At 67.0% G+C, this 22,970-nt stretch carries 23 protein-coding genes; 10 read left to right on the plus strand and 13 right to left on the minus strand.

The features are described from left to right. The first annotated feature begins 12 nt into the window (after positions 1 to 12). Positions 13 to 297 (plus strand): hypothetical protein, encoded by a 285-nt coding sequence (locus BLV60_RS28110; protein WP_143042651.1) that lies wholly within the window; start codon positions 13 to 15, stop codon positions 295 to 297. Between the two features lie 19 nt (positions 298 to 316). On the opposite strand, the gene BLV60_RS28115 is transcribed toward BLV60_RS28110, so the two are convergent. Next, positions 317 to 1,327 (minus strand): LacI family DNA-binding transcriptional regulator, encoded by a 1,011-nt coding sequence (locus BLV60_RS28115; RefSeq protein ID WP_093058594.1) that lies wholly within the window; start codon positions 1,325 to 1,327, stop codon positions 317 to 319. Positions 1,328 to 1,605: 278 nt separating this feature from the next. Between BLV60_RS28115 and BLV60_RS28120 the strand changes: the two genes are divergently transcribed. From BLV60_RS28120 to BLV60_RS28135, 4 genes are read left to right on the plus strand one after another with little or no spacing between them, the layout of a single operon-like run. Next, on the plus strand, positions 1,606 to 2,529 hold the full coding sequence (locus BLV60_RS28120; protein WP_093058595.1) for an SMP-30/gluconolactonase/LRE family protein: 924 nt from the start codon (positions 1,606 to 1,608) through the stop codon (positions 2,527 to 2,529). After that, positions 2,526 to 4,052 (plus strand): sugar ABC transporter ATP-binding protein, encoded by a 1,527-nt coding sequence (locus BLV60_RS28125; RefSeq protein ID WP_093058596.1) that lies wholly within the window; start codon positions 2,526 to 2,528, stop codon positions 4,050 to 4,052. The genes BLV60_RS28120 and BLV60_RS28125 overlap by 4 nt, the downstream gene beginning before the upstream one ends. Continuing rightward, entirely contained in the window at positions 4,049 to 5,137 is a 1,089-nt protein-coding gene (locus BLV60_RS28130) for an ABC transporter permease (protein WP_093058597.1), read from the plus strand. Before BLV60_RS28125 ends, BLV60_RS28130 begins: the two co-directional genes overlap by 4 nt. Positions 5,138 to 5,165: 28 nt before the next feature. Next, on the plus strand, positions 5,166 to 6,281 hold the full coding sequence (locus BLV60_RS28135; protein ID WP_093058598.1) for an ABC transporter substrate-binding protein: 1,116 nt from the start codon (positions 5,166 to 5,168) through the stop codon (positions 6,279 to 6,281). A 36-nt stretch (positions 6,282 to 6,317) separates the two neighbouring features. Here the strand turns inward: BLV60_RS28135 and BLV60_RS28140 are convergent, their stop codons facing one another. The 3 genes from BLV60_RS28140 to BLV60_RS28150 all read right to left on the minus strand — a co-directional run bounded on the left by BLV60_RS28140 (position 6,318) and on the right by BLV60_RS28150 (position 8,173). Beyond that, positions 6,318 to 7,262, minus strand: coding sequence for an alkaline phosphatase D family protein (locus BLV60_RS28140; protein WP_093058599.1), 945 nt, complete (start codon positions 7,260 to 7,262; stop codon positions 6,318 to 6,320). Between the two features lie 117 nt (positions 7,263 to 7,379). Beyond that, positions 7,380 to 7,781 (minus strand): phage holin family protein, encoded by a 402-nt coding sequence (locus BLV60_RS28145; RefSeq protein WP_093058600.1) that lies wholly within the window; start codon positions 7,779 to 7,781, stop codon positions 7,380 to 7,382. Next, positions 7,775 to 8,173, minus strand: a complete 399-nt coding sequence (locus BLV60_RS28150) for a VOC family protein (protein WP_093058601.1) — start codon at positions 8,171 to 8,173, stop codon at positions 7,775 to 7,777. The genes BLV60_RS28145 and BLV60_RS28150 overlap by 7 nt, the downstream gene beginning before the upstream one ends. A gap of 125 nt (positions 8,174 to 8,298) precedes the next feature. On the opposite strand from BLV60_RS28150, the gene BLV60_RS28155 reads away from it, so the two are divergent. Next, entirely contained in the window at positions 8,299 to 9,690 is a 1,392-nt protein-coding gene (locus tag BLV60_RS28155) for a surface-behavior sensor histidine kinase ShkS (protein WP_256216781.1), read from the plus strand. A gap of 72 nt (positions 9,691 to 9,762) precedes the next feature. Here BLV60_RS28155 and BLV60_RS28160 read toward each other — a convergent pair whose 3' ends face one another. From BLV60_RS28160 to BLV60_RS28195, 8 genes are all read right to left on the minus strand, one after another. Continuing rightward, positions 9,763 to 10,365, minus strand: coding sequence for a LuxR C-terminal-related transcriptional regulator (locus tag BLV60_RS28160; protein WP_093058637.1), 603 nt, complete (start codon positions 10,363 to 10,365; stop codon positions 9,763 to 9,765). 74 nt (positions 10,366 to 10,439) lie between these two features. After that, a complete protein-coding gene (locus BLV60_RS28165; protein ID WP_093058603.1) occupies positions 10,440 to 11,771 on the minus strand; it encodes a tryptophan--tRNA ligase in 1,332 nt (443 codons plus the stop codon). 18 nt (positions 11,772 to 11,789) lie between these two features. Continuing rightward, complete coding sequence (locus tag BLV60_RS28170; protein WP_093058604.1) at positions 11,790 to 12,461, minus strand: site-2 protease family protein; 672 nt, start codon at positions 12,459 to 12,461, stop codon at positions 11,790 to 11,792. A gap of 41 nt (positions 12,462 to 12,502) precedes the next feature. After that, positions 12,503 to 13,138: an L-threonylcarbamoyladenylate synthase gene (locus BLV60_RS28175; protein ID WP_093058605.1), complete on the minus strand. Its 636-nt coding sequence runs from the start codon at positions 13,136 to 13,138 to the stop codon at positions 12,503 to 12,505. Positions 13,139 to 13,152: 14 nt separating this feature from the next. After that, the gene (locus BLV60_RS28180) at positions 13,153 to 14,130 is read right to left on the minus strand and encodes a DMT family transporter (protein ID WP_093058606.1); all 978 of its coding nucleotides are present in this window, start codon (positions 14,128 to 14,130) and stop codon (positions 13,153 to 13,155) included. Beyond that, positions 14,127 to 14,984: a 3',5'-nucleoside bisphosphate phosphatase gene (locus BLV60_RS28185; RefSeq protein WP_093058607.1), complete on the minus strand. Its 858-nt coding sequence runs from the start codon at positions 14,982 to 14,984 to the stop codon at positions 14,127 to 14,129. The genes BLV60_RS28180 and BLV60_RS28185 overlap by 4 nt, the downstream gene beginning before the upstream one ends. A gap of 97 nt (positions 14,985 to 15,081) precedes the next feature. Continuing rightward, entirely contained in the window at positions 15,082 to 16,134 is a 1,053-nt protein-coding gene (locus BLV60_RS28190) for a transporter (protein ID WP_093058608.1), read from the minus strand. Between the two features lie 9 nt (positions 16,135 to 16,143). Beyond that, entirely contained in the window at positions 16,144 to 17,775 is a 1,632-nt protein-coding gene (locus BLV60_RS28195) for an inorganic phosphate transporter (protein ID WP_093058609.1), read from the minus strand. 146 nt (positions 17,776 to 17,921) lie between these two features. On the opposite strand from BLV60_RS28195, the gene ppk2 reads away from it, so the two are divergent. Continuing rightward, on the plus strand, positions 17,922 to 18,848 hold the full coding sequence (gene ppk2 / locus BLV60_RS28200) for a polyphosphate kinase 2 (RefSeq protein WP_093058610.1): 927 nt from the start codon (positions 17,922 to 17,924) through the stop codon (positions 18,846 to 18,848). A gap of 77 nt (positions 18,849 to 18,925) precedes the next feature. Then, positions 18,926 to 19,969: an extracellular catalytic domain type 1 short-chain-length polyhydroxyalkanoate depolymerase gene (locus BLV60_RS28205; protein WP_093058611.1), complete on the plus strand. Its 1,044-nt coding sequence runs from the start codon at positions 18,926 to 18,928 to the stop codon at positions 19,967 to 19,969. 12 nt (positions 19,970 to 19,981) lie between these two features. Here BLV60_RS28205 and BLV60_RS28210 read toward each other — a convergent pair whose 3' ends face one another. Next, positions 19,982 to 20,911: an AraC family transcriptional regulator gene (locus tag BLV60_RS28210; RefSeq protein WP_093058612.1), complete on the minus strand. Its 930-nt coding sequence runs from the start codon at positions 20,909 to 20,911 to the stop codon at positions 19,982 to 19,984. Between the two features lie 124 nt (positions 20,912 to 21,035). Here BLV60_RS28210 and BLV60_RS28215 point away from each other — a divergent pair, with 124 nt between their 5' ends. Both BLV60_RS28215 and BLV60_RS28220 read left to right on the plus strand, forming a co-directional pair. Continuing rightward, complete coding sequence (locus tag BLV60_RS28215) at positions 21,036 to 21,422, plus strand: nuclear transport factor 2 family protein (RefSeq protein WP_093058613.1); 387 nt, start codon at positions 21,036 to 21,038, stop codon at positions 21,420 to 21,422. Between the two features lie 64 nt (positions 21,423 to 21,486). Continuing rightward, a complete protein-coding gene (locus tag BLV60_RS28220; protein ID WP_093058614.1) occupies positions 21,487 to 22,947 on the plus strand; it encodes an MFS transporter in 1,461 nt (486 codons plus the stop codon). The last annotated feature ends 23 nt before the right edge of the window (positions 22,948 to 22,970 follow it).

Here is a 22,970-nt window from a genome sequence, read left to right on the forward strand (position 1 = left end):
GAAGGACACGACATGCCCATCACGGTTCCGCTGGTCGACATCGCGCAGGCGCTGGCGCGGGCGGGCTGCCCCGGCAACCGTTGCGACCGCTACCGGCTCTACGAGGAGTGGGCACGCGATTTCCAGGCCGACTTCGAGGCCCGCGCCGCGGCAGGGCGCAAGCCAGGGCGCACCTACCTGCACGACGTGACGGCCTTCGCGCTGCGCCGGGCGGCGGCCTACGGGTTCGACGTGCGCTGCGAAGACTTCGGCGCGCGGCTGTGCAGCGAGGCGCGGCTGGTTGCCGGCGTTCGCTGACGCTGGAAGAACCCGGTACCTAGGAGCTTTCGCGCTGCTCGATGCGGAACGGGATCATCACCGTCTCCGCGGGCGGCCGGTGCCCTTCGCGCGCACCGTCGATCACACGCAGCAGCAGTTCGCCCGCCGCCTTGCCGATGCCCACGCAATCCACCGCCACGGTGGTGATGCGCGGGTGGCAGGCACGCGCCACTTCGAAGTCGCCGAAGCCGGCGATCGCGATGCGGCCCGGCACGTTCCAGCCGCGGCGCTGGCATTCCATCAGCGCGCCGAAGGCCGACAGGTCGGACACGCAGATCACCGCATCCACGTCGGGCCACTGCCGCACCAGCTGCACCACCGCTTCGCCGCCTTGCGCCATCGAGATCGGCGGTTGGCCGAAGCTGATGACGCGACCGTCGGGCAGGCCCAGTTCGCGGATCGCCTCCGCATAGCCGCGCTGGCGGTCCGCGCCGCGCGTGTCGCGGTTCGAGGTGCCGCCGATGAAGGCGATGCGCCGGTAGCCCTTGCCGTGCAGGTGCCGCACCATCGCGGCCGCGGCCTCAGCGTTCGAGAGGCCGACCGTGTGTTCGATGGGCGTGGCGGGCAGGTCCCAGGTCTCGACCACCGGCACGCCGGCGGCCTGCAGCATCGAGCGCGCGGCGGGTGTGTGCGAGCCGCCCGTGAGGATCACGCCTTCGGGCCGGCGCGCGAGCATGGCGCGCAGCAGGCGCTCTTCGGTTTCCACGCGGTAGTCGGTGTAGCCCAGCAGCAGCTGCAGGCCGCGTGCTTCCACCGCCGCGGTGATGCCCTGCGCGGTTTCCGAGAAGTTGGAGTTGTTGAGCGACGGAATCAGCACCGCGATGAAGCCCGAACGCTTGCTGGAGAAGGTGCGTGCCGTCTGGTCGATGACGTAGCCCATTTCCTCGCAGGCCTGCAGGATGCGCTGGCGCAGCGCCTCGGAGGTCACGCGGTCGCTGCTCGCGCCGCGGTTGAGCGCGCGCGACACCGTCATCTTCGACACGCCGACGCGCGCGGCCACGTCGGCCATCGTCGCGGGGCGGGTGAGGGGGGCGGCAGCAGCGGTGGCTTTGTTTGGAGGCAAGGGCTTCTTTCTCCCTCGGAAATGCGGGTTCGAGGATATGCGACGCGAGGTCAGATACCGATAACCTGTAAATCGCCGATTTAGGTATGTAAAGAATACAGCGATTGATTCTTTTACAAGAATGAAAAATAGCGCAATCAGCGTACGGGAAAAGCCTAAGTTACCGGTATCTTTTCCGGTGCCACACTGCAAACCCCAAGTTCAGGGAAACCAGCGCCGTGGCCATGACCATCGAAGTCTTCGATTCCCGTTTCGCCCCCGTCGCCCGCGATGCCGGTCCGCTCGAGCGCCTGTGCACCGGCGCCGCTTGGAGCGAAGGCCCGGTGTGGATGCGCGAAGACGGCGCGGTGCTGTGGAGCGACATTCCCAACAACCGCATGCTGCGCTGGCATGCCGAAGGCGGCATGAGCGTGTGGCGCGAGGGCGTGGAGTTCACCAACGGCCACACCCGCGAGGCCGACGGCGCTTTGCTGCATTGCTCGCACGGCCAGCGCGCCATCGTGCGCACGCGCTTCGGCCCGGGCCTGCTGCCGCTGGCCGACGAGGTGGTGGTCGACCGCTATCAGGGCCGCCGGCTCAACTCGCCCAACGACATCGTCGTGAAGCGCGACGGCAGCATCTGGTTCACCGATCCGCCGTACGGCATCGTGTCCGACCATGAAGGGCACAAGGCCCAGAGCGAACTGGGCCGCAACCATGTGTTCCGCTTCGACCCCGCAAGCGGCGCGTTGCGCTCGGTGAGCGATTTCGTCGAAGAGCCCAACGGCCTGGCCTTCTCGCCCGACGAAAGCGTCCTCTATGTGAGCGACACATCGGCCGCCTTGCGCACCGACGGCTCGGGGCATCACCATATCGTCGCCTTCGAGGTGATCGGCGGGCAGGACCTTGCCAGCCCGCGCGTGTTCGCGGTCGTGAACCCGGGGCTTGCGGATGGCTTTCGCATCGACGTGCACGGCTTCGTCTACACAAGCAGCGCCGACAGCGTGCAGGTCTATCACCCTGACGGCACGCGCATGGCGCGCATCGCGGTGCCGGAGAAGGTGGGCAACCTGACCTTCGGTGGCAATGACGGCAACGAGCTGTTCGTGTGCGCCTCGACATCGCTCTACCGCATTCGCCTGAACACCCGCGGGGCGGTGCGCGCATGAACGCCGCTTCTGCCTTGCTGCAGTTCCAGGGCATCAGCAAACGCTTCGGCGGCACGCAGGCGGTCGACAACGTCACGCTCGACGTGCGCGCCGGAGAAATCCTCGCGCTGCTCGGCGAGAACGGTGCGGGCAAGTCCACGCTCATCAAGCTGCTCGCGGGTATCTATCCCGCGGACCAGGGAGAGATTCTTTTCGACGGCCGACCGCAAGCCGACTGGCGGCGCAGCGACCGGCGCGAGCAGCCGGTTGCGTTCATCCACCAGGACCTGGGCCTTGTCGAATGGATGACGGTTGCCGAGAACGTGGGTCTGGGCACCGGTTATCCGCGCCGCTTCGGCCTCATCGACTGGTCCGCCGCGAACGACACGGCGCGCCGCGTGATGGCGCGCGTGGGCTGCGACATCGATCCAGGCCGCCGCGTGTTCTCGCTCACGCGCGCCGAGAAGTCGCTGCTGGCCATCGGCCGCGCGCTTGAAGTGAAGGCGCGGCTGCTGGTGCTCGACGAGCCCTCGGCCAGCCTTCCGATGAGCGACGTGGAGCGCATGTTCGGCGTGCTGCGCGAATTGCGCCGGCAGGGCATGGCAATGCTGTACGTGTCGCACCGGCTCGACGAGGTGTTGGCCATTTCCGACCGCGCGGCCGTGATGCGCGACGGCAAGCTGGTGGCGGTGAAGGACACGGCGCAGACGAACGAGGGCGAACTCGTCGGGCTGATCGTGGGCAAGGCGCTGTCGGCTTCGGTGCAGAAGGCGAAGGCACCTGAACCCGGGAGCAGCGAGCCCGTGCTGCAGCTCGACGGCGCGGCCAGCGGCAACGCCGGCCCGTTGAGCCTCGCCGTGCACCGCGGCGAAGTGCTGGGCCTCGTCGGCCTGCGCGGCGCGGGCCACGAGGCCATCAGCCGCGCGATCTTCGGCCGCGAGCCGCTGTCGGCCGGCCGCATGCGACTGCTCGGCAACGCATGCGCCTTCACGTGTTCCGCCGACGCCATCCGCGCCGGCGTGGCCTACGTTGCCGGCGAGCGCCTTGAAGAAAACCTTGCCGGTTCGATGACCGTGCTGGAGAACCTCTTTCCCAACGCCGCATTGCATGGCGACCGCGGCCTTGCCTTCGACCGCCCGCGCCGGGAGAACGACCAGGCACTCGCGCTCATCCGGCGCTTCGACGTCAATCCGCCCGCGCCGTCCGCCGAAGTGCAGCAGCTCTCCGGCGGCAACCAGCAGAAGGTGGTGCTGGCGCGCTGGTTCCACCTGGACAAGCCGCTGGTAGTGCTCGAAGAGCCCACCGCAGGCGTGGACGTTGGCGCCAAGCGGCAGATCTACGGCGTGCTGCGTGAGCGCGCCGAGGCTGGCACGGCGCTGGTCGTGGTCTCCACCGACTTTGAGGAAATCGCGACCGTGTGTACCCGCGTGCTCGTGTTCCGCGACGGCCTGATCGCGGCCGAACTCACGGGCGACGCGATCACGGTCGAAAAGCTATTGGCATTGGCAGCAGGCGCGGCAACGCGCGAGGAGATTCACGCATGAGCAGTTCCATCCGGTCCACGGCGCTGGAGCCCGACAAGTCCCTCGACGGCGAGGCCATTTCCCTGGCGCAGAGCATCGGCCGCGCAATGCCGGTCTACGGGCTCGTGGTGCTGATGGCGGCGCTGGCGCTGCTGTTCTCGCTGCTGCTGCCCGACACCTTTCCGACGCTGTTCAACCTGCGCGCGATCCTGGCCGACAAGTCGGTGATTGCACTGCTGGCACTGGCCGCGACCATCCCGATGATCACCGGCAAGATCGATCTCACGGTGGGCTACGGCATTGTGCTGTGGCACATCCTCGCGATCAGCCTGCAGACGCAGCTCGGCCTGCCGTGGCCGGCGGCAGTGCTGGTGGTACTGGCGTGCGCGGCGCTGTTCGGCGTGCTCAACGGACTGCTGGTCGAACTGGCGCAGATCGATTCGTTCATCGCCACGCTGGGTACGGGCACCGTGATCTACGCGGTGGCCATGTGGCACAGCGGCGGGCGGCAGGTGGTGGGCGAGTTGCCCGACGGTTTTGTCGGCATCGCGGGCGGCAACCTGCTGGGGCTGCCGGTGGGCGCGTTCTATGTGCTTGCGGTGAGCGTCACGCTGTGGGTCGTCACCGAGTTCACGCCGCTGGGCCGCGCGCTGTACGTCATTGGCGCGAACCCGAAGGCGGCGCAGCTCAACGGCATTTCGGTGCGCAGGCATGTGATGGGCGCGTTCGTCGCGTCGGGGCTGCTGTCGGGCTTTGCGGGCGTGCTGCTGGCTTCGCGGCTGCAGATCGGGCAGGCGAGCGTGGGGCTCGAATTCCTGCTGCCTGCGCTGGTGGGTGCGTTCCTTGGTTCGACCACCATCCGGCCCGGCCGAGTGAACGTGTGGGGCACGCTGGTTGGCGTGGCGATTCTTGCCATCGGCATCTCGGGCATCCAGCAGTTCGGCGGCGCCTTCTATGTGGAGCCGCTTTTCAACGGCCTGACGCTGCTGGTGTCCATCGGCATCGCGGGCTGGGCGCAACAGCGGCGCAACCGTTCGATCAAGCGGCGCATTGCCGAGCGGCAGCTCGATCACGCGCAACCCGTTCCCTCAACGCCGTCGGAATGACGGCTCATCACAACGACTGGAGACAAGCATGAAGAAGAGTGTTCCCGCACGCACCGTCGCCGCTGCCGTGCTGGCCCTGTGCGCCGCCACGCTGGCACCCAAGGCCATGGCCGATGACTTTCTCGATGTTGCGAAGAAGAAGGTCGAGACCGCGACCATGACCAAGGAAAAATGGGACGGCCCCACCACCGGCCCCAAGGCCAGCGCCGGAAAGACCATTGTCTTCGTCGCGGGCGACATGAAGAACGGCGGCATCGTCGGCGTCAGCAAGGGCGTGGAAGAAGCGGCCCGCGCCATCGGCTGGACGGTGCGCGTCATCGACGGGCAGGGCACCGTGAGCGGGCGCACCGCCGCGCTCAACCAGGCGCTGGCCGTCAAGCCGGCGGGCATCGTGGTCGGCGGCTTCGACACCACCGAGCAGAAGGCTGCGTTCGCGGGCGCCGCGAAGTCGGGCATTCCGCTGGTCGGCTGGCACTCGGGCGAGCAGCCGGGCCCGAACGACAAGGCGGGCCTGTACGCCAACGTGACCACCGTGACCGACGACGTGGCCGACGTCGCCGCCTCGTGGGTGGTGGCCGATTCGGGCGGCAAGGCCGGCGTGGTGATCTTCACCGACTCGCAGTACGCCATTGCGCTGTACAAGGCGCGCGCCATGGAGGCCGTCATCAAGAAGTGCGGCGGCTGCACCGTGCTGAGCTTCGAGGACAGCCCCATCGCCGAAAGCTCCACCCGCATGCCGCAGCTCACCACCTCGCTGCTGCAGCGCTTCGGCGACAAGTGGACGCACTCGCTGGCCATCAACGACCTGTACTTCGACTTCATGGGCCCCTCGCTCACGGCGGCAGGCAAGAAGGGCGACGGCTCGCCCAAGGCCGTGTCGGCCGGCGACGGCTCCGAGGCGGCCTACCAGCGCATCCGCACGCAGCGCTTCCAGGCCGGCACGGTGCCCGAGCCGCTGAACATGCAGGGCTGGCAGATCGTGGACGAACTCAACCGCGCCTTCGCCAAGGAGAAGTGGTCGGGCTACGTGCCCAAGGTGCATCTGGTGACGGTGGGCAACGTAGGCAAGGACGGCGGGCCGAAGAACGTGTTCGACCCGGACAACGGCTATCGCACGCAGTACAAGACCGTGTGGGGCAAGTAACTGCCGCAAGGGTGCCGAGAGGCACCCCAGGTGCCTTCACCGGATCTCCTTGTGCACGAAGGTGGCGTTGTCGATGACGTTGTGCCTTCCGAGCCCGCGCTTGTCGAACAGCTTGATGTCGGTGCTCGCTGGCGAGTATTCGAGGATGCCGAAGTTCTCGCGCTCGCCGGTGTAGTAGTACTTGGTGACGAAGGCGCCCGAGGAGACGACCTCGAACATCTTCGTCTCGTCGGCCGGCGGCAGGAACGCGTTCTCGTGGATGTCGCCGGTCAGGAAGATCACGTTGCGCTTGTAGATGATCTCGCGGAACTTCGCGTAGTCATCGCGGTAGCGCATCCAGCCGTTGCCGGTTGCGCGGATCGGCATGCCGGCGCAGATCAGCACGTAGCCTTGCTCGTCGGCCAGCTCCTGCTTGAGGTAGTCGAGCTGCTTCTGCCCGAGCAGCGGGCTCGCGTCTCCGGGGTCTTTGCTGTACCAGCGGGTGTCGAGAAAGATCGCCTTGCCGATGCGCTGCTGCTGGTGCATCAGGGGCACCGAGTAATAGATGCCGTCGATCTTGGGGTCGAGGTGCGCGGGGTTGCGCAGCTGCTCGATCTCCATGTATTTGGTGAACAGCCGGCGGGTCTCCTGCTTCACCGGCGCCTTGACGTTCGAGCCGTGCGCGTTGTTCCAGGCGAAGTCGTGGTCGTCCCAGGTGCCGTACACGCCGCCGCCGTTGTCCTGCCGCTGGCGCAGCGCGGTTCGCAGTGCCTTGAAATTCGGCACGTTCCATTGCGCTTCGTACTTTCCCTGCATCACGTCGGCGAACTTGGCGGCGTCCCACTTGGACGGTTCGCCCAGGTCGGGAAAGAAATCCATGTAGATCTGGTCGCCCAGCAGGAACAGGTAGTCCGGCTGCTCCTGCGCGATGCGGTCCCAGACGTGCTGGTAGCCGTCGGGGCCGGACTTGAAGTTCATGCACGACGTGAAGGCGATCTTCATGGGGGCTCCTCATTCACCGGTCTGTATGCCGGGTGAGGCGGATCATAGGCAGCCCTTGCGCGTTGTCTCTCCGCAAAACATGGGATGGCGCCGTGTGCTCAGGCGTGCGCGCTCAGTTCAGAGCCAGTTGCCGCTCTGCGGCATCTGCACCTTCTCGGCCGGGTCGTCGCTCGTCACGAACGAGCCGATGGCGATGCTCAGCAGCGAGATGAAGATGCTCGCGAACAGCGCGGTCCAGAAGCCCGACACCTTGAAGCCTTTCACCAGCGCCGCCACCAGCAGGATCATCAGCGCGTTGATGACCAGCAGGAACAGCCCGAAGGTCACCAGCGTCAGCGGCAGCGTGAGCACGATCAGCAGCGGCTTGACGACGGCGTTGGCCAGGCCCAGCAGCAGCGCGGAGACCACCAGCGCGCCGGTGCTGTCGAACTTGAGTCCGCGAAACAGGTGGCTGGCCACCCACAGCGAGATGGCGGTGATGGCCCAGTGGATGAGGAAGGGAGTCAGGTTGTTCAGCATGGGTTTGGTGTGTGGCAGCAGACGCAGAGTTTGTTTCCGTCCGGATCGCGGAAGTAGGTGCCATAGTAGTCCGGGTGGTAGTGCGGCCTGAGGCCGGGCGGGCCTTCGCACACGCCGCCGTGCGCGAGGGCGGTGGCATGGGCGCGGTCCACCGTGGCCCGGTCGGCGGCCATCAGCGCCACCATCTGTCCGTTGCCCGGCGAGGCGGCCTGGTCGTCGTACGGGGTACCCACAAGGAAGAGCGGGCGGGGCGCATCAGGGCTTTGCCAGCCGGCCCAGGGCTTGCCGTCATCGCGAAACCTCAGCTTGAGGCCGAGTTCGCCCATGAGCGCCGAATAGAAAGAAAAGGCGCGTTCGAAATCGTTCGCGCCGATGTAGACATGCGAAAGCATGCGAGTGAATTCTTCCTGGTTAGCGTTTGAATTGTTGAACGCTGTTTTCGATTGTTACCCTAGGAAACAATGGCGAGGACGCCGTTAAGATCGCCGCTCTTATGGCCAACGCGTCTATCGCCAGCATGACCCCCGCCCCGGCTTCGGCCGACGAGGCCGAATCGTGGGTGCGCGGCGAACTCATCCGCAGCCTGATGCGCTCCGCGCGGGGCTCGTATTTTGTCTCGGCCGCGCTCATGCCCGCGATGGTCGGCCTGAACTGGGCCTATGTGCCCCGCTGGGAGCTGCTCACGTGGCTCGTAGCCGGTCTTATTGCCACCGCGTGCCGCGCATGGGGCGCGCGGGTCTATGCGGTGCGCTATGCCGGGCGCAGCGCGGCGGCGCAGCAGCAGTTCACCGAGCGCTACGGCTTCGTCTGGAGCACCAGCGCGGTGGTGTGGGGCTTGTCGGTGCTGCTGTTCTTCGAGCGCACGCCGCAGGTCAACCAGTTCATGAGCTGGCTCATCGTGGCCGGTGTGGGCACCTTCCCGCTCAACGGGCTGGCGCTGCATCCGCCGCTGCTCAAGCGCTACGTCAACACGCTGTTCATCACGATGCTGGGCGCGGTGGTGATACGCCTGGCGTCGATCGCGCTGCACCATCCGCAGTTCCAGTACGGCTACCTGATGCCGATCTTGCCGATCCTGCACTGGTTCCTGTTGCTGCGGGCGGGGCGGCACATTCATGAGACGGCGCGCAACAGCCTGGAGCTGCTGTTCCACAACCACATCCTGATCAAGTCGCTGACCCAGCAGCGCCAAGCGGCGGTGTCGGCCGTGGCCATGAAGAACCGTTTCCTGGCCAGCGCCGCGCACGACATGCGCCAGCCGGTGCTGGCACTTTCGTTGTACGCCGACTGGCTGCGCAACGAGCCTGAGCTGGTGCTGGAACTCGCGCCGAAGATCGTGCGCGCCACGCATGCGGTGAATGCGCTGTTCGACTCCATGTTCGACCTGGCGCGCATCGACTCGGGCCAGGTGCGCCTGCACGTCGAGCGGGTCGACGTGCCCGAGCTGCTGCACGACCTCGAACTGCAGTACCGCCCGGTGGCCGAGAGCCGCGGCCTCGACTTCCGCGTGCACGTGTGCGAGGGCTCGTTCCTGACCGACCCGATCCGCGTGCGCCGCATGATCGGCAACCTGCTGGCCAACGCCATCAAGTACACGGCCGAAGGCGGCGTGCTGCTGGCGGCGCGGCAGACACGCGACGGCCTGCGCGTGGAAGTGTGGGACACCGGCATCGGCATCGCGCCCGAGCATCTGCGCGACGTGTTCCTGGAGTTCTACAAGGTGGCGGACCATGCCGGCACCTCCGACGGCTTCGGCCTGGGCCTTGCCATCGTCGCGCGGCTGTCGCACGTGCTGGGCCATCCCGTCAGCGTGCGTTCGCGCCTGGGCAGCGGCAGCGTGTTCCGCGTGGCGCTGCACGACGCCGATGAGGCAGTGGCGCAAGCCCGCGTGAGCGCCTCGGGCGGCTGAGCTGAGAGCGCGCCGCATAAAAAACCGCGCACAGGGCGCGGTTCTGGAGGTCGTCAGGCTCGCCGGCGGGAATCAGCCTGACAGCAAACCGTTGGTGCGCGCGTAGTGCAGAGCTTGGGTACGGCTCTTCACGCCGAGCCTGCGGAACAGGCGCCACAGGTGCACCTTCACCGTGTGCTCGCTGATCTCCAGGTCGGTGGCGATGTCGCGGTTGCTCATGCCCTTGTCGAGCATGGCGATCAGCTGCGTCTGCCGCTTCGACAGCTTGCCGCTGTTGGCGGCTGGCATCTCGTCGGCTTCATCTTCCGAGCCTGCCATCAGCAGGCCGCGCAAGGCAGCCGCCAGTTCGTTAGAACTGGCTGACTTCTCGATATAGGTGTCTGCGCCGGCTTCGATGCAGGCGTCCTCCATGTCCGCGGAAGGTGCTGCCGAATACACGGCAATGGGCACGTTCGGATAGACCTGCTTGACCGCGATCACGCCCGACACGCCATTGGTGTCCGGGAGCTTCAGGTCCAGGCAGAAGAGGGTGGGCGCACCACGCTGCTGCACCGAGCTCGCGAGCTTGTCGAGGCGCTCGAGCTCGACGATGTTCTCGGCCGGACGCAATCGCCGCAAGACCATCACGATCGCGTCGCGCATCAGGGGGTGGTCGTCGATGACATAAATGCTCATGTTTTCTTCCTTTGTGATCGCACCGTCTTCTCTCTTCCTGCTCATCGGCGGATAAGCCGATGGGCTTTGCCGGATCAACTCCCGCTTGTTGTGGGTGTTGCCTCCGTCAGGGCCTCCAGCGCCTCGGTGACGGCGCGTGTTCCTTCTGTGTCGATGGGTTCCAGCTGGCTGGCCAGCGTGGTCAATGCTTCGCCGCGCTGCGCCTGCAAGATCGCGATGGTACGGCCCGCTTCCTGCGGCGACGTGAATCCACGGCTTTGCAGCAGGGTTTCGCCGCGCGCATCCAACAGCTTGAAATAGAAAAGCCCGTCCGCCTTTTCGCGGTACTGCTTGAAACTTGGCTTCGCGACCTTGGCAGCCTTGGCTGCGCCCTTGTCCTTGCCGGCCGCGAGATTGCGCAGGCCGACCGCGTGGCGCAGGCTGGCCATGAACGGCTTCGACAGGGCTTGCGCCTTCTCGGCGCCGATGAGCAGGATGCGCTCGATCTCTGCCGGGTCGTTCATCAGCGCGTCGTAGCGCGCGCGCAGCGGCGCCACTTCATGGTCGATGCGCTCGAACAGCAGCTGCTTGGCGTCGCCCCAACTAATGCCATTGGCGTACTCCTTGCGCAGCGACTCGGTTTCTTCGGCGCTGGCAAAGGCCTGGTAGATCTGGAACAGGGCCGAGCCCTCGGTGTCCTTGGGCTCACCGGGCGCGCGCGAGTCGGTCACGATGCTGGAGATCTGCTTTTGCAGCTGCGCGCGCGGCGCGAACAGCGGGATCGTGTTGCCGTAGCTCTTGCTCATCTTGCGGCCGTCGAGGCCGGGCAGGGTGGCCACGGCGTCGTCGATCTCGGCCTCGGGCAGCGTGAAGTGATCGCCGTACAGGTGGTTGAAGCGCTGCGCCATGTCGCGCGCCATCTCGATGTGCTGCACCTGGTCGCGGCCCACGGGCACCTTGTGGGCGTTGAACATCAGGATGTCGGCGCCCATGAGCACCGGGTACATGAAGAGGCCGGCCGTCACGTCGGCATCGGGGTCCTCGCCCTTGGCCACGTTCTTGTCGAGCTGTGCTTTGTATGCATGCGCGCGGTTGAGCACGCCCTTGCCGGTGACGCAGGTGAGGAACCAGGTCAGCTCGGGGATCTCGACGATGTCCGACTGGCGGTAGAAGGTGACGCGCTCGGGGTCGAGCCCGCAGGCCAGCCAGCTGGCGGCGATCTCGAGCGTGGAGCGCTGGATGAGTGCCGGCTCCTGCACCTTGATGAGCGCGTGGTAGTCCGCCAGGAAGAAGAAGCTCTGCACACCGGGCGCGACGCTTTGCCGCACCGAATGGCGGATCGAACCGACGTAGTTGCCGAGGTGAGGCGTGCCCGACGGCGTGATGCCGGTCAGGACGCGCAGGGGAGCTTGAGGAGACGGAGCCATGGGACGAAGAAAGAAGACTTAGAGCAGCAACGCCTTGAGCGGGGTGATGATCAGGTTGATGACGAAGTAGCCCACGTCCATCAGCGGTCGCAGCCAGTATGTGCTGACGACGCCCGCAATGACGAGGCCCATCACGATGAAGAAGCCGTACGGTTCGATGCGTGCCAGGAACATCTGCGCCTGTCCGTTGGGCAGCAGGCCAGCCAGTACGCGGCCGCCGTCGAGCGGGGGCAGCGGGAACAGGTTGAAGGCCCACATCACGAGGTTGACGAGGATGCCGCCCTGCGCCATCTTGATGAAAAAGGATTCACTCACGCCAGCGGCAACAAGCGCCACCAGCACCAGCGCCCACAAGATCGCCTGCACGAAATTGGAGGCCGGCCCGGCCAGCGCGACCCACACCATGTCGCGCTTCGGATGACGCAGCCGCCCAAAGTTGACCGGCACCGGCTTGGCATAGCCGAACAGGAACGCACCCGAGGTCGCGAAGTACAGCATCAGCGGCATCAGGATGGTCCCGATGGGGTCGATGTGCTTCATCGGGTTGAGGGTGACGCGCCCCATGACCTCGGCCGTGTTGTCGCCGAAATGGCGAGCCACATAGCCGTGCGCTGCCTCGTGCACGGTGATCGCGAAGATCACGGGCAGCGCGTAGGTCAGTACGGTCTGTATCAGGTTGGAAATATCCACTGGGCGATTGTGTCAGACGGGAGTGGTTCTCAGCCCCGATTTCAGAGGCCGAGCACAGCCAATGCACCGCGTCCCTGGCGCACCACGACCGGCTCGTCGCCAGTGCCCATGGGCGTGAGGTCGACCACCGTGGTCGGCTGCGACGGGCAGGCACCTGCGTCGATGACGCCGGCGATCTGCTTCTCGAAGCGCTCGCGGATGATCTGCGCGTCGTTCAGTGCCTCGGTCTCGCCCGGTGCGATCAGCGTGGTGGCCAGCAGCGGTGCACCGTGCAGCGACAGCAGCTCCAGCAGCACCTTGTGATCAGGCACGCGCAGGCCGATGGTCTTGCGCTGCGGATGGCTCACGCGGCGCGGTACTTCCTTGGTGGCTTCGAGCAGGAATGTGTAGGGGCCGGGCGTGGCCGCCTTCAGCAGGCGGTATTGCTTGTTGTCGACGCGCGCGTAGTTGGCCAGCTCGCTCAGGTCGCGGCACAGCAGCGTGAGGTGGTGCTTCTCGTCGACCTGGCGGATGCGGCGCAACTGGTCGACCGCGTCCTTGTCGTCGAGGTGGCAGGCCAGCGCATAGCTGGAGTCGGTGGGCACCGCAATGATCTCGCCGCGCTCGAGCAGCGTGACGGCCTGCTTCAGCAGCCGCTGCTGCGGGTTCTCGGGGTGGACTTCGAAGTACTGGGCCATGAAAAAACTCCGGATCAGGATTCGGCGGGCTCGATAGGTACGCGGCGCTCGCGCACCGTAAGCCACGCACCGGCCGCACCGCAGACCGCGATCATCGCCATGCCGATGAGCGAGTAGCGGTCGGGCAGTTGGGAAAAGATGAGCCAGCCGCCGAGCATGGCAAAAGCGATCTGGGCATAAAGATAAGGCGTGAGCGTGGATGCCGGCGCGCGCTGGTAGGCCAGGATCAGGATGAAGTGACCCACCGTGCCCATGAAGCCCATCAGGCACAGCAGCGCCCACCAATGCCACGAGTCCAGCTCGGTCCATACGAAGGGCACTGCGAGCGATGCAATCAGCGCGCCGACCCAGCCGGTATAGAAATGCATCGTGAGCGGGTTCTCGGTCTGCGCGAGCTTGCTCGTGAGCACCTGGAACCATGCATTGGTCAGCACCAGCCCGATCGGCAGCAGGATGGCCCAGCTGAAGGCCTCGCCGCCCGGTCGCAGGATGACCAGCGTGCCGATGAAGCCGCCCGCCACCAGCACCCAGCGCAGCGGCGACACATATTCCTTGAGCGTGGTGGCGGCCAGCAGCGTGATCACCAGCGGCGCAATCAGCACGATCGACGTGAACTCGGCCAGCGGCATGTAGCGCAGGCTGAGGAAGGCCAGCGTGCTCGACACCAGCAGCAGCGCACCGCGCAGCAACTGGTAGCGCGGGTGCCGCGTGCGCAGCAGCGCCGTGCCATGCAGCGGCAGGAGCACGGCCGTGGTGGCCACGGCCTGGAATGCGTAGCGGAACCACACGCCCATGAGGATGGGCACGCCTGCGGTAGAGGCCTTGGTTGCGGTGTCGAGCGTGGCGAAGCAGGCCACGGCCACCAGCACCAGACCGATGCCCGCGAGGATGCGGCCCGATTCGGTGTCGCGCGTCTTTTGCGCCGCGAGGCGCGCATTCGCCAGCGCAACGGCTGCCGCGTTGTCGATGCCGGTCCCGGGGTTCTGGCTCACTGCTGGATGCGGTCGCCGAGCAGTTCCCACACAGGAGTGAGCGCGCCAGGCAACGGCGGCAGCTTGCCGAGATCGCAATGACTCTCGTCGGGGCTGTGGAAATCGCTGCCGCGCGAGGCGGCGAAATCGAATTCGAGCGCCTTGTCGGCGTACTCGACATACTCGGCCGGCGTGTGGCTGCCGGTGACGACCTCGATCGCCTTGCCGCCATGCGCCTTGAATTCGAGGAACAGCGCGTACTCCTCGTTGGCCGTGAACTTGTAGCGGCCAGGGTGAGCGATCACGGCCATGCCCTTGGCTGCGGTGATCCAGTGCACGGCGTCCTTCAGCGAGGCCCAGCGGTGCGGCACGTAGCCGGGCTTGCCTTCGGTGAGGAACTTGCGGAACACCTCGGGCGTGTCGCGGCAGTGGCCCTGCTCGACGAGAAAGCGCGCGAAGTGCGTGCGCGAAATGAGTTCGGGGTTGCCGACGAACCTGAGCGCGCCTTCGTATGCACCGTGGATGCCGACCTTGGCCAGACCTTCGGACATTTCCTGCGCGCGCTTGCCGCGGCCGCCGCGTGTGTCGTAGAGGCCTTGCGACATCGCTGCGTCGTTGGCATCGAAGCCCAGGCCGACGATGTGCACCGTTTCGCCCGCGAAGGTCACCGAGATCTCGGTGCCGGTGAGGTAGCGCATGCCGTTTGCACGGGCTGCTGCTGCTGCGCGGTGTTGGCCGCCGACCTCGTCGTGGTCGGTGAGGGCCCAGAGCTCGACCCCGTTGGCGGCCGCGCGCGCGGCCAATTCTTCGGGCGTCAGTGTGCCGTCGGAGACCACGGAGTGGCAGTGAAGATCGGCATTGAGAATGGAGGACACCCTCGCATTCTATGGGGTCTGGAACATCGATGCGGGCGCATGGATGCTGTGCAAGTTGCTATTAAATAAATAGCATTACTGTACCGCTGCATGCGGCTCAGCGCTTCTTGCGAAAAGCCGCCCAGGCCGCCACCGCGGTGAAGCTCGCGACGATTGCCACCACGATCCAGAAGCCGTGCTTGTGGTCGGCCAGCGGAATGCCGCCGACGTTCATGCCGAACAGGCCGGCAAGGATGTTGATCGGCAGCGCCAGCACCGTGACCACCGTCAGCACGAACAGGCTGCGGTTGTTGTCCTCGTTGACGTTGGCGGCTATTTCTTCCTGCAGCAGCTTGATGCGCTCCTGCAGTGCCTGCATGTCGCGCAGCACCACCGAGAACTCCTCGGTCGAGCCGCGCAGCGCCTGCGCGTCGGGCTCGGCCATCCAGGCGGGAGGCCCTTGCAGCAGGCGGAACAGGGCGGCAGGCTCGGGCGCGAGCAGCCGCTGCAGCCGCACCAGCAGCCGGCGCAACACGCCCAGCCGCGCGCGCTTGTGGTCGAGGCGGCCGGCGAGCAGTTCGTCTTCGATGCGGTCGATGCGCGAGGTGACGCCGCGCACGATCTTCACCAGCACGTCGGCCTGCGCGCGCAGCAGGTGTTCGAGCAGCTCGGTGCTCGAACGCGGCGCGTCGCCCGCCTTCACGGCCGTGCGCAGCGTGTCGACCGAGCGCAGCGGCTTGGTGCGCGCCGTGACCACGAGGCGCGGGCCCACGCTGATCCACAGCGTGGAAATGTCCGAGGGCTCGAAGCTGAATTCGAAGTGCACGTCGTTGATGACGGCGATCAGCGAATCGTCGGCGCGTTCGATGCGCGTGGAGGGCAGGCCTTCGTGCAGCGTCTCGTAGAAGGTGTCCGGGAGGTTCGCGTGCCGCACCAGCCAGCGCTCGGCATGCGCATGGCTCAGGTTGAAGTGCAGCCAGACGTAGGAGGGGTTCTCTTCGCCGCTGCCTTCATCGCCTTTGTCGCGTTGTTCGACCAGCCATGCCGCCGCCTGCGCGGAGTCGATGACCCGCGCTGGCTCGGGTGCGGAGGTGTCGAACAGGTAGCCGGAGATCAGTCCGGCTTCGTCGCCTCCGTAAGACTGGGAGGCGAGGTCATGGAATGCCGACAAGATGCGTGATCAGAAAATACGGGTGAACAACCAGTAGAGCGACCCCGACAGCAGCATCGCCACCGGCAGCGTCAGCACCCAGGCCAGCGCGAGGTTGCGCAGCGTGGACATCTGCAGGCCCGAGCCGCTGGCCGTCATGGTGCCGGCCACGCCGGACGACAGCACGTGCGTGGTCGACACAGGCAGCCCATACATGTCTGCTGCGCCGATGGTGATCATCGCCACCACTTCGGCCGAGGCGCCCTGCGCGTAGCTCAGGTGCGTCTTGCCGATCTTCTCGCCCACGGTGACCACGATGCGCTTCCAGCCGATCATCGTGCCCAGGCCCAGTGCGATGGCCACCGCGACCTTGACCCACAGCGGGATGAAGCGCGTGGCGCTGTCCAGTTCCTGGCGGAACGTATTGACGCGCAGTTTTGTCTCGTCGTCGAACTTGGCCGCGCCGCTCTTGTCGAGGTGGCGGATGGCTTCGGAGGCCAGGTACATGTCATTGCGAACGTTGGCGACGGCATCCGCGGGGACGCCGGCCAGCGAGCCGTGCTCGCGCACCTGCCGTCCGATGCTGCCGGCGGTTGCCGCCAGCGCGGGCACCACCGAAGGACTGAACTCGCGGGTGCGCACATAGGTGGAGAGCGTGTCGCGCGCCGCGGCGGGCTCCAGCGCGGGCAGCGAGGTCGGCACGCTGCGGTTCAGTGCGTTCTGCGCCATCTCGGCCACGGCCGCGAACTTCACGGTCTCGTTGGCGGGCATCGCGCGGTTCAGCGCATAGGCCATGGGCACTGTGCCCACGAGGATCAGCATGATCAGCCCCATGCCCTTCTGGCCGTCGTTGGAGCCGTGTGCGAAAGACACGCCCGTGCAGGTCAGGATCAGCAGGCCGCGGATCCACCATGGCGGCGGCTCGCTGCCCTTGGGTTCTTCATACAGTGCGCGGTTCTTCACGAAGGCCCGCAGCGCCAGCAGCAGCAGCGCGGCGCAGCCGAAGCCGACCATCGGCGACAGCAGCAGCGAGTAGCCCACCTTGGTGGCCTGCGCCCAGTCGACGCCGCTGGTGCCGTCGCGACCGTGCATCAGCGCATTGGCCACGCCCACGCCGATGATCGAGCCGATCAGCGTGTGCGACGACGAAGCCGGCAGCCCCAGCCACCACGTGCCCAGGTTCCAGATGATGGCGGCGATCAGCAGCGCGAACACCATCGCGAAGCCTGCGCCCGAACCCACCTGAAGAATGAGCTCCACCGGCAGCAGCGCGATGATGCCGAAGGCCACCGCGCCGCTGGACACCAACACGCCCAGGAAGTTGAAGAAGCCCGACCACACCACAGCGAAGTTGGGCGGCAGCGAATGGGTATAGATGACGGTCGCCACGGCGTTGGCCGTGTCATGGAAGCCGTTGACGAACTCGAAGCCCAGCGCAATCAGCAGCGCCACGCCAAGAAGCATGTAAGGCACCCAGGTGGTGACGGGCGCCCCGGAGGACGTCACGTCGCCCACCAGGCTCCAGGCCGTGAAGAGCAGGCCGGCGGCCAGCAGCCCCACGAAGGTGATCAGCGTGAGCGGACCGGGCTTGGAGTCGAGCTTGGGCCGTTGCGCGGCGGGCGCGGACGGCAACTCGGCATGCGGGGCTGCAAGCGTGTTCATGGGCGTTTCTGGGGTGTTGGAATAGCTGCAGATGGTGTTCGCGGTGTGTGACAACTCCGTGTCAACGGGGTCAAAACCGTCACGCAGCCGTCATATACGGCGAGCAGCATGCTTTTTCCTGCCCCTTTCACTCTTTCCGCCCCACCATGCCGACCAGCGCACTTCCCGACCACGAAGACCTGATGCAACGCATCGCCCGCGACCTGATCGACAGCTACGACGAAGAGCTCGAGCTGGAGATCGAAGACCGCAACATCGACGGCCTCGACCCCGCCTCGGCAACGCCGACCTCCGCCGACAAGGCCGCCCGCCAGGCCTACTTCAAGGAGCTGTTCCGCCTGCAGGGCGAGCTCGTCAAGCTGCAGGACTGGGTGCAGCACAGCAAGCAGAAAGTCGTCATCCTGTTCGAAGGCCGCGACGCGGCGGGCAAGGGCGGCGTCATCAAGCGCATCACACAGCGCCTGAACCCGCGCGTGGCCCGCGTGGCCGCGCTGCCGGCGCCCAACGACCGCGAACGCACGCAGTGGTACTTCCAGCGCTATGCCGCGCACCTGCCGGCAGCGGGCGAAATGGTGCTGTTCGACCGCAGCTGGTACAACCGCGCCGGCGTCGAGCGCGTGATGGGCTTCTGCACCGACGAAGAGTACGAAGAGTTCTTCCGCACCGTGCCCGAGTTCGAGAAGATGCTCGTGCGTTCGGGCATCAAGCTCATCAAATACTGGTTCTCCATCACCGACGACGAGCAGCACATGCGCTTCCTCGGCCGCATCCACGATCCGCTCAAGCAGTGGAAGCTCAGCCCGATGGACCTCGAAAGCCGCCGCCGCTGGGAGGAATACACCAAGGCGAAGGAAATCATGCTGGAGCGCACCCACATCCCCGAGGCGCCGTGGTGGGTGGTGCAGGCGGTCGACAAGAAGAAGGCGCGGCTGAATTGCATCAGCCATCTGCTGGGCCAGATGCCGTACCAGGAAGTGGCGCATCCGCCGGTCGAGTTGCCCGCGCGCGTGCGGCACGACGACTATCTGCGCCAGCCTGTTCCGGCCAACATGATCGTTCCGGAAATCTACTGATGCGTGCCGGGGCGGTAAGGCCGCCCCTTGTCGGGTGTTGTTAGGCCGGCCGGCGCTTTGCGTTCACACTGCGCGCCATGGCCCGTTCTTCCACCGCTTCCGTCTTTGCCCGCGCCTACGAGCGCAACCTGCGCGCGCTCACCAAGGCCACGCTGAGCAACAGCAAGCGCATCGCGGGACAGGTCCAGCGCGCCGCGGCCAAGCGGCTCAAGCCGCCGCCCGGCAAAGGCGACTGGCTCAGCGGCATGGCGATGGGCCCGGGCGGTGCACGCGGCTATCACCTGTTCCGACCGGCCGGCTTGCAGCTGAAGCCGGGCGAGCGGCTGCCGCTCATGGTCATGCTGCACGGCTGCGGCCAGACCGGGCGCGACTTTGCCGCGAGCACGCGCATGAACGCGCTGGCCGTGCGCCAGCGCTTCCTGGTGCTCTATCTCGAGCAAGACCGGCTCGCCCACCCGCAGGGCTGCTGGAACTGGTACGAGCGTCGCTCCGGCAAGGCCGACGCCGAAGCCGCGACGCTGATGGCCGCCATCGACCAGGCCTGCATGCTGTACCCCGCGGACCGCGATCGCGTGGCGCTGGCGGGGCTCTCGGCCGGCGCGAGCATGGCGGCGTTGCTGGCCACGCGCTACCCGAATCGCTTCCGCGCCGTCGTCATGCATTCGGGCGTGGCGCCCGGTGCGGCGAAATCGCCGGCCACGGCCCTTGGCGCAATGCGCGGACAGAATGTGCCGCCGATGCCCTCAACGGCAGTCGGCAAGGCGATGGGCGCCGCGGCTGTCTTCGCCACCTTGCCGCCAATGCTGGTGCTGCACGGCGATGCCGACGCAGTCGTTGCGCCGAGCAATGCAGTCAACAGCGCCGCGGTGTGGGCCACCGCGCTGGGCGCGAAGCCCGGGCTGTCGCGCAACATGCAGCGCGGCAAGCGCCGTTCGATGCGCGTGACCGACTTCAAGCGCAAGGGCCGCACGCTCGTCACGCTGTGCGAGATCGCGGGGCTGGGCCATTCGTGGAGCGGCGGCGCATCGAAGCTGCTGTTCAGCGACCCCGAGGGGCCTGACGCCACGCGCATGACATGGGCCTTTGCGGCCGCGCAGTTCAAGGCCGCAGCGAAGGCCTGAAGAGAAGGGCGGCTATGCAGCGACAGCGCCTTCGCGCGCCGCTGCCCGCCAGGCACCGGGCGCCATCCCTTTCTCTCGCTTGAAGGCTTTGCTGAACGCCGCCTCCGACTCGTAGCCCACCGCCCCGGCGATCGCGCCCAGGGCCGCGTGGCCTTGCCCCAGCATGTTGCCGGCCTTGAACATGCGCCACTGCGTGAGGTACTCCAGCGGCGCCTGTCCCACCCGCTCGCGAAAACGCTGCGCGAAGGCCGAGCGCGACAGGCTCGCGACGGAAGCAAGAGCCTCTACCGTCCAGTCGCGCGCGATGTCCTTGTGCATCGCACGCAAGGCCGGGCCGATGCGCGCGTCGGCCAGTGCGGCGAGCCAGCCCGTCTGCGATTCGCCGTTGGCCGCGACATGCGCGCGCACGGCCTGCACGAACACGATGTCGGCCAGCCGGCTCACGAGCAGGCTGGAGCCCAGGCCCGGCTCGCCGGTTTCCATGGCCAGCAGCTGCAGCGTGCCTTGCAGCGCGAGGGCCCGGGCCTGCTCCATCTTCACGTGCAGCAGCACCGGCAGCAGATCGAGCAGCGGCCGCGCGGCGCGCTGGTCGAAGTGGAACCAGCCGCAGATCACCGATGCCGCCGTGCCCGTGCCGCCGAGTTCCACCAGCCCGCCGATGCGGTCGCGCACGACGGAGGCACAGCTTACCGTCGGTGTGTTCGGATGGTCGCGCAGGATGTAGGGCGTGCCATGCGCCAGCACATAGCAGTCGCCCGTCGCCAGCGCCACCGGCTGCGCCATGCCCTCGATCTCCAGCAGGCAGCCGCCGCGCACCACCAGCCCGAAGCGCGCACTCTCGCCGCCCGCCAGGCTCACACCCCAGGGCGCGCCGGCTTCGAGGCGGGCATACAGGGCGCTGCGCACGCGCATGGCGGCAAAGACGTCGTCGAGCGGATCCATGAAGACTCCTGTGGCGGTGGACGAATGGACAAGATTGTCGGCTTCCCAGGCATTCACTGTCCACCAGCGGAGGCAGAAACTGCGGCCTCACTCTTCTCAGACACAGAAACAACAGGAGCAGAACATGAACGCCAGAACCGAATTTGCCGAGCTCGCCGACCGCTACGTCGCCGTCTGGAACGAACCCGATGCCGACGCGCGCCGCGCCGCCATCGCCGGCCTCTGGGTGCCCGACGGCGAGCACTACGTGCGCACGCTGCAGGCCAAGGGCTACGAGGCGCTGCAGCAGCGCGTTACCGGCTCGCACGAGAAGAACGTGCGTGACGCCGGCTTCCGCTTCGTCCGCGCGGGCGACGCCCAGTTCCTGCACGACGCGGTGATGTTCCATTGGCGCATGGTCCCGGCCGCCGGTGGCCCGGTGGCCGCGCTCGGGCTGGAGTTCCTGGTGCTGGCCGAGGACGGCCGCATCGCCACGGACTACCAGTTCATCCTGCCGACGCCCGCTGTCTGAATCCCGGCGATGACCTCCGGGGTCATTGCTGCCGTATCGCTTGCTCCCAACACTCGAGCCCATCATGACGCAGTCAAACATCGCTTCGGCAGCATCGATTTCTTCCACAGGAAGCCAGAGCACGGGCGCGACGAAGCCCGGGCGGCTGGGCTTGTGGGTCATGCTCAGCGGCACCTTCCTGGTGGTGCTGGACTTCTTCATCGTCAACGTCGCGCTGCCGTCGATGCAGCGCGAGCTGCTGGCGAGCGCGGGCACCTTGCAACTGGTGGTGGCCGGCTACGGCCTGGCCACCGCTGCGGGCCTGATCACCGGCGGCCGGCTCGGCGACCTGTTCGGTCGCCGCCGCATGTTCATGCTGGGCCTGCTGTTGTTCACGCTGGCTTCGGCCGCCTGCGGCTTTGCGCCAAACGCCGAACTGCTGGTGGCGGCGCGCGTGCTGCAGGGGCTGGCCGGCGCGCTGCTGCAGCCGCAGGTGCTGGCGATGATCGGCTTGGCCTATGCCGGCGAAGACCGGGCGCGCGCCTTCGCGGCGTACGGGCTCACGCTGGGGCTGGGTGCCACGCTCGGGCAGCTGGTCGGCGGCTTGCTGATCCATGCCGATGTGGCGGGTCTGGGCTGGCGCAGTTGCTTCCTCATCAACGTGCCGATCGGCCTGCTGGCGCTGATGCTTGCACCGCGCGTCATTCCTCCGCTGGCGAACAACGGCAGCAGCAGGCTCGACCTCCTCGGCATGCTGCTGGTGGCCGCGGGTTCGGTGGCCGTGGTGCTGCCGCTGGTGGAAGGCCGCGAACAGGGCTGGCCACTGTGGAGCTGGGTGTGCCTTGCGGCGGCGCTGCCGCTGCTCGCAGCCTTTGCATATCAACAGCGCCGGCTCGCTGCACGCGGAGGTGCGCCGCTCGTGGCACCGGCGCTGCTGGCCAACGGTCGCTTCGTCACGGGCCTGCTCACCACGCTGGTCTTCTATGTGGGCAATGCCTCGCTGTACTTCGTGCTCGCGCTGTACCTGCAGCAAGGCCTGGCGCTCGATGCGCTCACCTCGGGCGTCGTCTTCACCTCGCTGGCGGTCGGCTTCTTCGCGACGTCAATGGCGGGTGCGCGCCTCGCGCGGCGCTTCGGAGGCAAGCCGCCCATCGCGCTCGGTGCGCTGGTGCTTGCTGCAGGGCACGCATTGCAGTTCGTCAATGTGGCCGGCTGGGCGGGGCATTCGCACGTCGTGGCGTGGATGGTGCCGCTGCTGCTGTTGCAGGGCGCGGGGCTCGGCATGGTGATGGCGCCGCTGGTGTCCACCGTGCTGGCAGGGCTGCCGCCGCAACATGCGGGCGTGGCCTCGGGCGTGCTGTCGATGGTGCAGCAGGCGAGCAATGCGCTGGGGGTGGCGTTGATCGGCATCCTCTTCTACGGGCGGCTGGGTCATGGGGCCGATGCGGCGGGGTATGCGAGCGCGTTCGGGGCGGCTCTGATCTATCTGACGGTTTCAGCGCTGCTCGTGGCTGCGCTCCACCATCGCGGAAGCCGGCGGGCCTGATCGGGCGCGGCGGTGGCCGTGCC

The organism is Variovorax sp. YR634 (genome assembly GCF_900106655.1).
GTDB lineage: Bacteria > Pseudomonadota > Gammaproteobacteria > Burkholderiales > Burkholderiaceae_C > Variovorax.

Excerpts from the sequence above, each read along its gene's own strand:
- BLV60_RS28110 (WP_143042651.1), top strand. The coding sequence starts at position 13 with ATGCCCATCACGGTTCCGCTGGTCGACATCGCGCAGGCGCTGGCGCGG.
- BLV60_RS28115 (WP_093058594.1), bottom strand. The coding sequence starts at position 1,327 with ATGGCCGACGTGGCCGCGCGCGTCGGCGTGTCGAAGATGACGGTGTCG.
- BLV60_RS28120 (WP_093058595.1), top strand. The coding sequence starts at position 1,606 with ATGACCATCGAAGTCTTCGATTCCCGTTTCGCCCCCGTCGCCCGCGAT.
- BLV60_RS28125 (WP_093058596.1), top strand. The coding sequence starts at position 2,526 with ATGAACGCCGCTTCTGCCTTGCTGCAGTTCCAGGGCATCAGCAAACGC.
- BLV60_RS28130 (WP_093058597.1), top strand. The coding sequence starts at position 4,049 with ATGAGCAGTTCCATCCGGTCCACGGCGCTGGAGCCCGACAAGTCCCTC.
- BLV60_RS28135 (WP_093058598.1), top strand. The coding sequence starts at position 5,166 with ATGAAGAAGAGTGTTCCCGCACGCACCGTCGCCGCTGCCGTGCTGGCC.
- BLV60_RS28140 (WP_093058599.1), bottom strand. The coding sequence starts at position 7,262 with ATGAAGATCGCCTTCACGTCGTGCATGAACTTCAAGTCCGGCCCCGAC.
- BLV60_RS28145 (WP_093058600.1), bottom strand. The coding sequence starts at position 7,781 with ATGCTGAACAACCTGACTCCCTTCCTCATCCACTGGGCCATCACCGCC.
- BLV60_RS28150 (WP_093058601.1), bottom strand. The coding sequence starts at position 8,173 with ATGCTTTCGCATGTCTACATCGGCGCGAACGATTTCGAACGCGCCTTT.
- BLV60_RS28155 (WP_256216781.1), top strand. The coding sequence starts at position 8,299 with ATGACCCCCGCCCCGGCTTCGGCCGACGAGGCCGAATCGTGGGTGCGC.
- BLV60_RS28160 (WP_093058637.1), bottom strand. The coding sequence starts at position 10,365 with ATGAGCATTTATGTCATCGACGACCACCCCCTGATGCGCGACGCGATC.
- BLV60_RS28165 (WP_093058603.1), bottom strand. The coding sequence starts at position 11,771 with ATGGCTCCGTCTCCTCAAGCTCCCCTGCGCGTCCTGACCGGCATCACG.
- BLV60_RS28175 (WP_093058605.1), bottom strand. The coding sequence starts at position 13,138 with ATGGCCCAGTACTTCGAAGTCCACCCCGAGAACCCGCAGCAGCGGCTG.
- BLV60_RS28195 (WP_093058609.1), bottom strand. The coding sequence starts at position 17,775 with ATGAACACGCTTGCAGCCCCGCATGCCGAGTTGCCGTCCGCGCCCGCC.
- ppk2 (WP_093058610.1), top strand. The coding sequence starts at position 17,922 with ATGCCGACCAGCGCACTTCCCGACCACGAAGACCTGATGCAACGCATC.
- BLV60_RS28205 (WP_093058611.1), top strand. The coding sequence starts at position 18,926 with ATGGCCCGTTCTTCCACCGCTTCCGTCTTTGCCCGCGCCTACGAGCGC.
- BLV60_RS28210 (WP_093058612.1), bottom strand. The coding sequence starts at position 20,911 with ATGGATCCGCTCGACGACGTCTTTGCCGCCATGCGCGTGCGCAGCGCC.
- BLV60_RS28215 (WP_093058613.1), top strand. The coding sequence starts at position 21,036 with ATGAACGCCAGAACCGAATTTGCCGAGCTCGCCGACCGCTACGTCGCC.
- BLV60_RS28220 (WP_093058614.1), top strand. The coding sequence starts at position 21,487 with ATGACGCAGTCAAACATCGCTTCGGCAGCATCGATTTCTTCCACAGGA.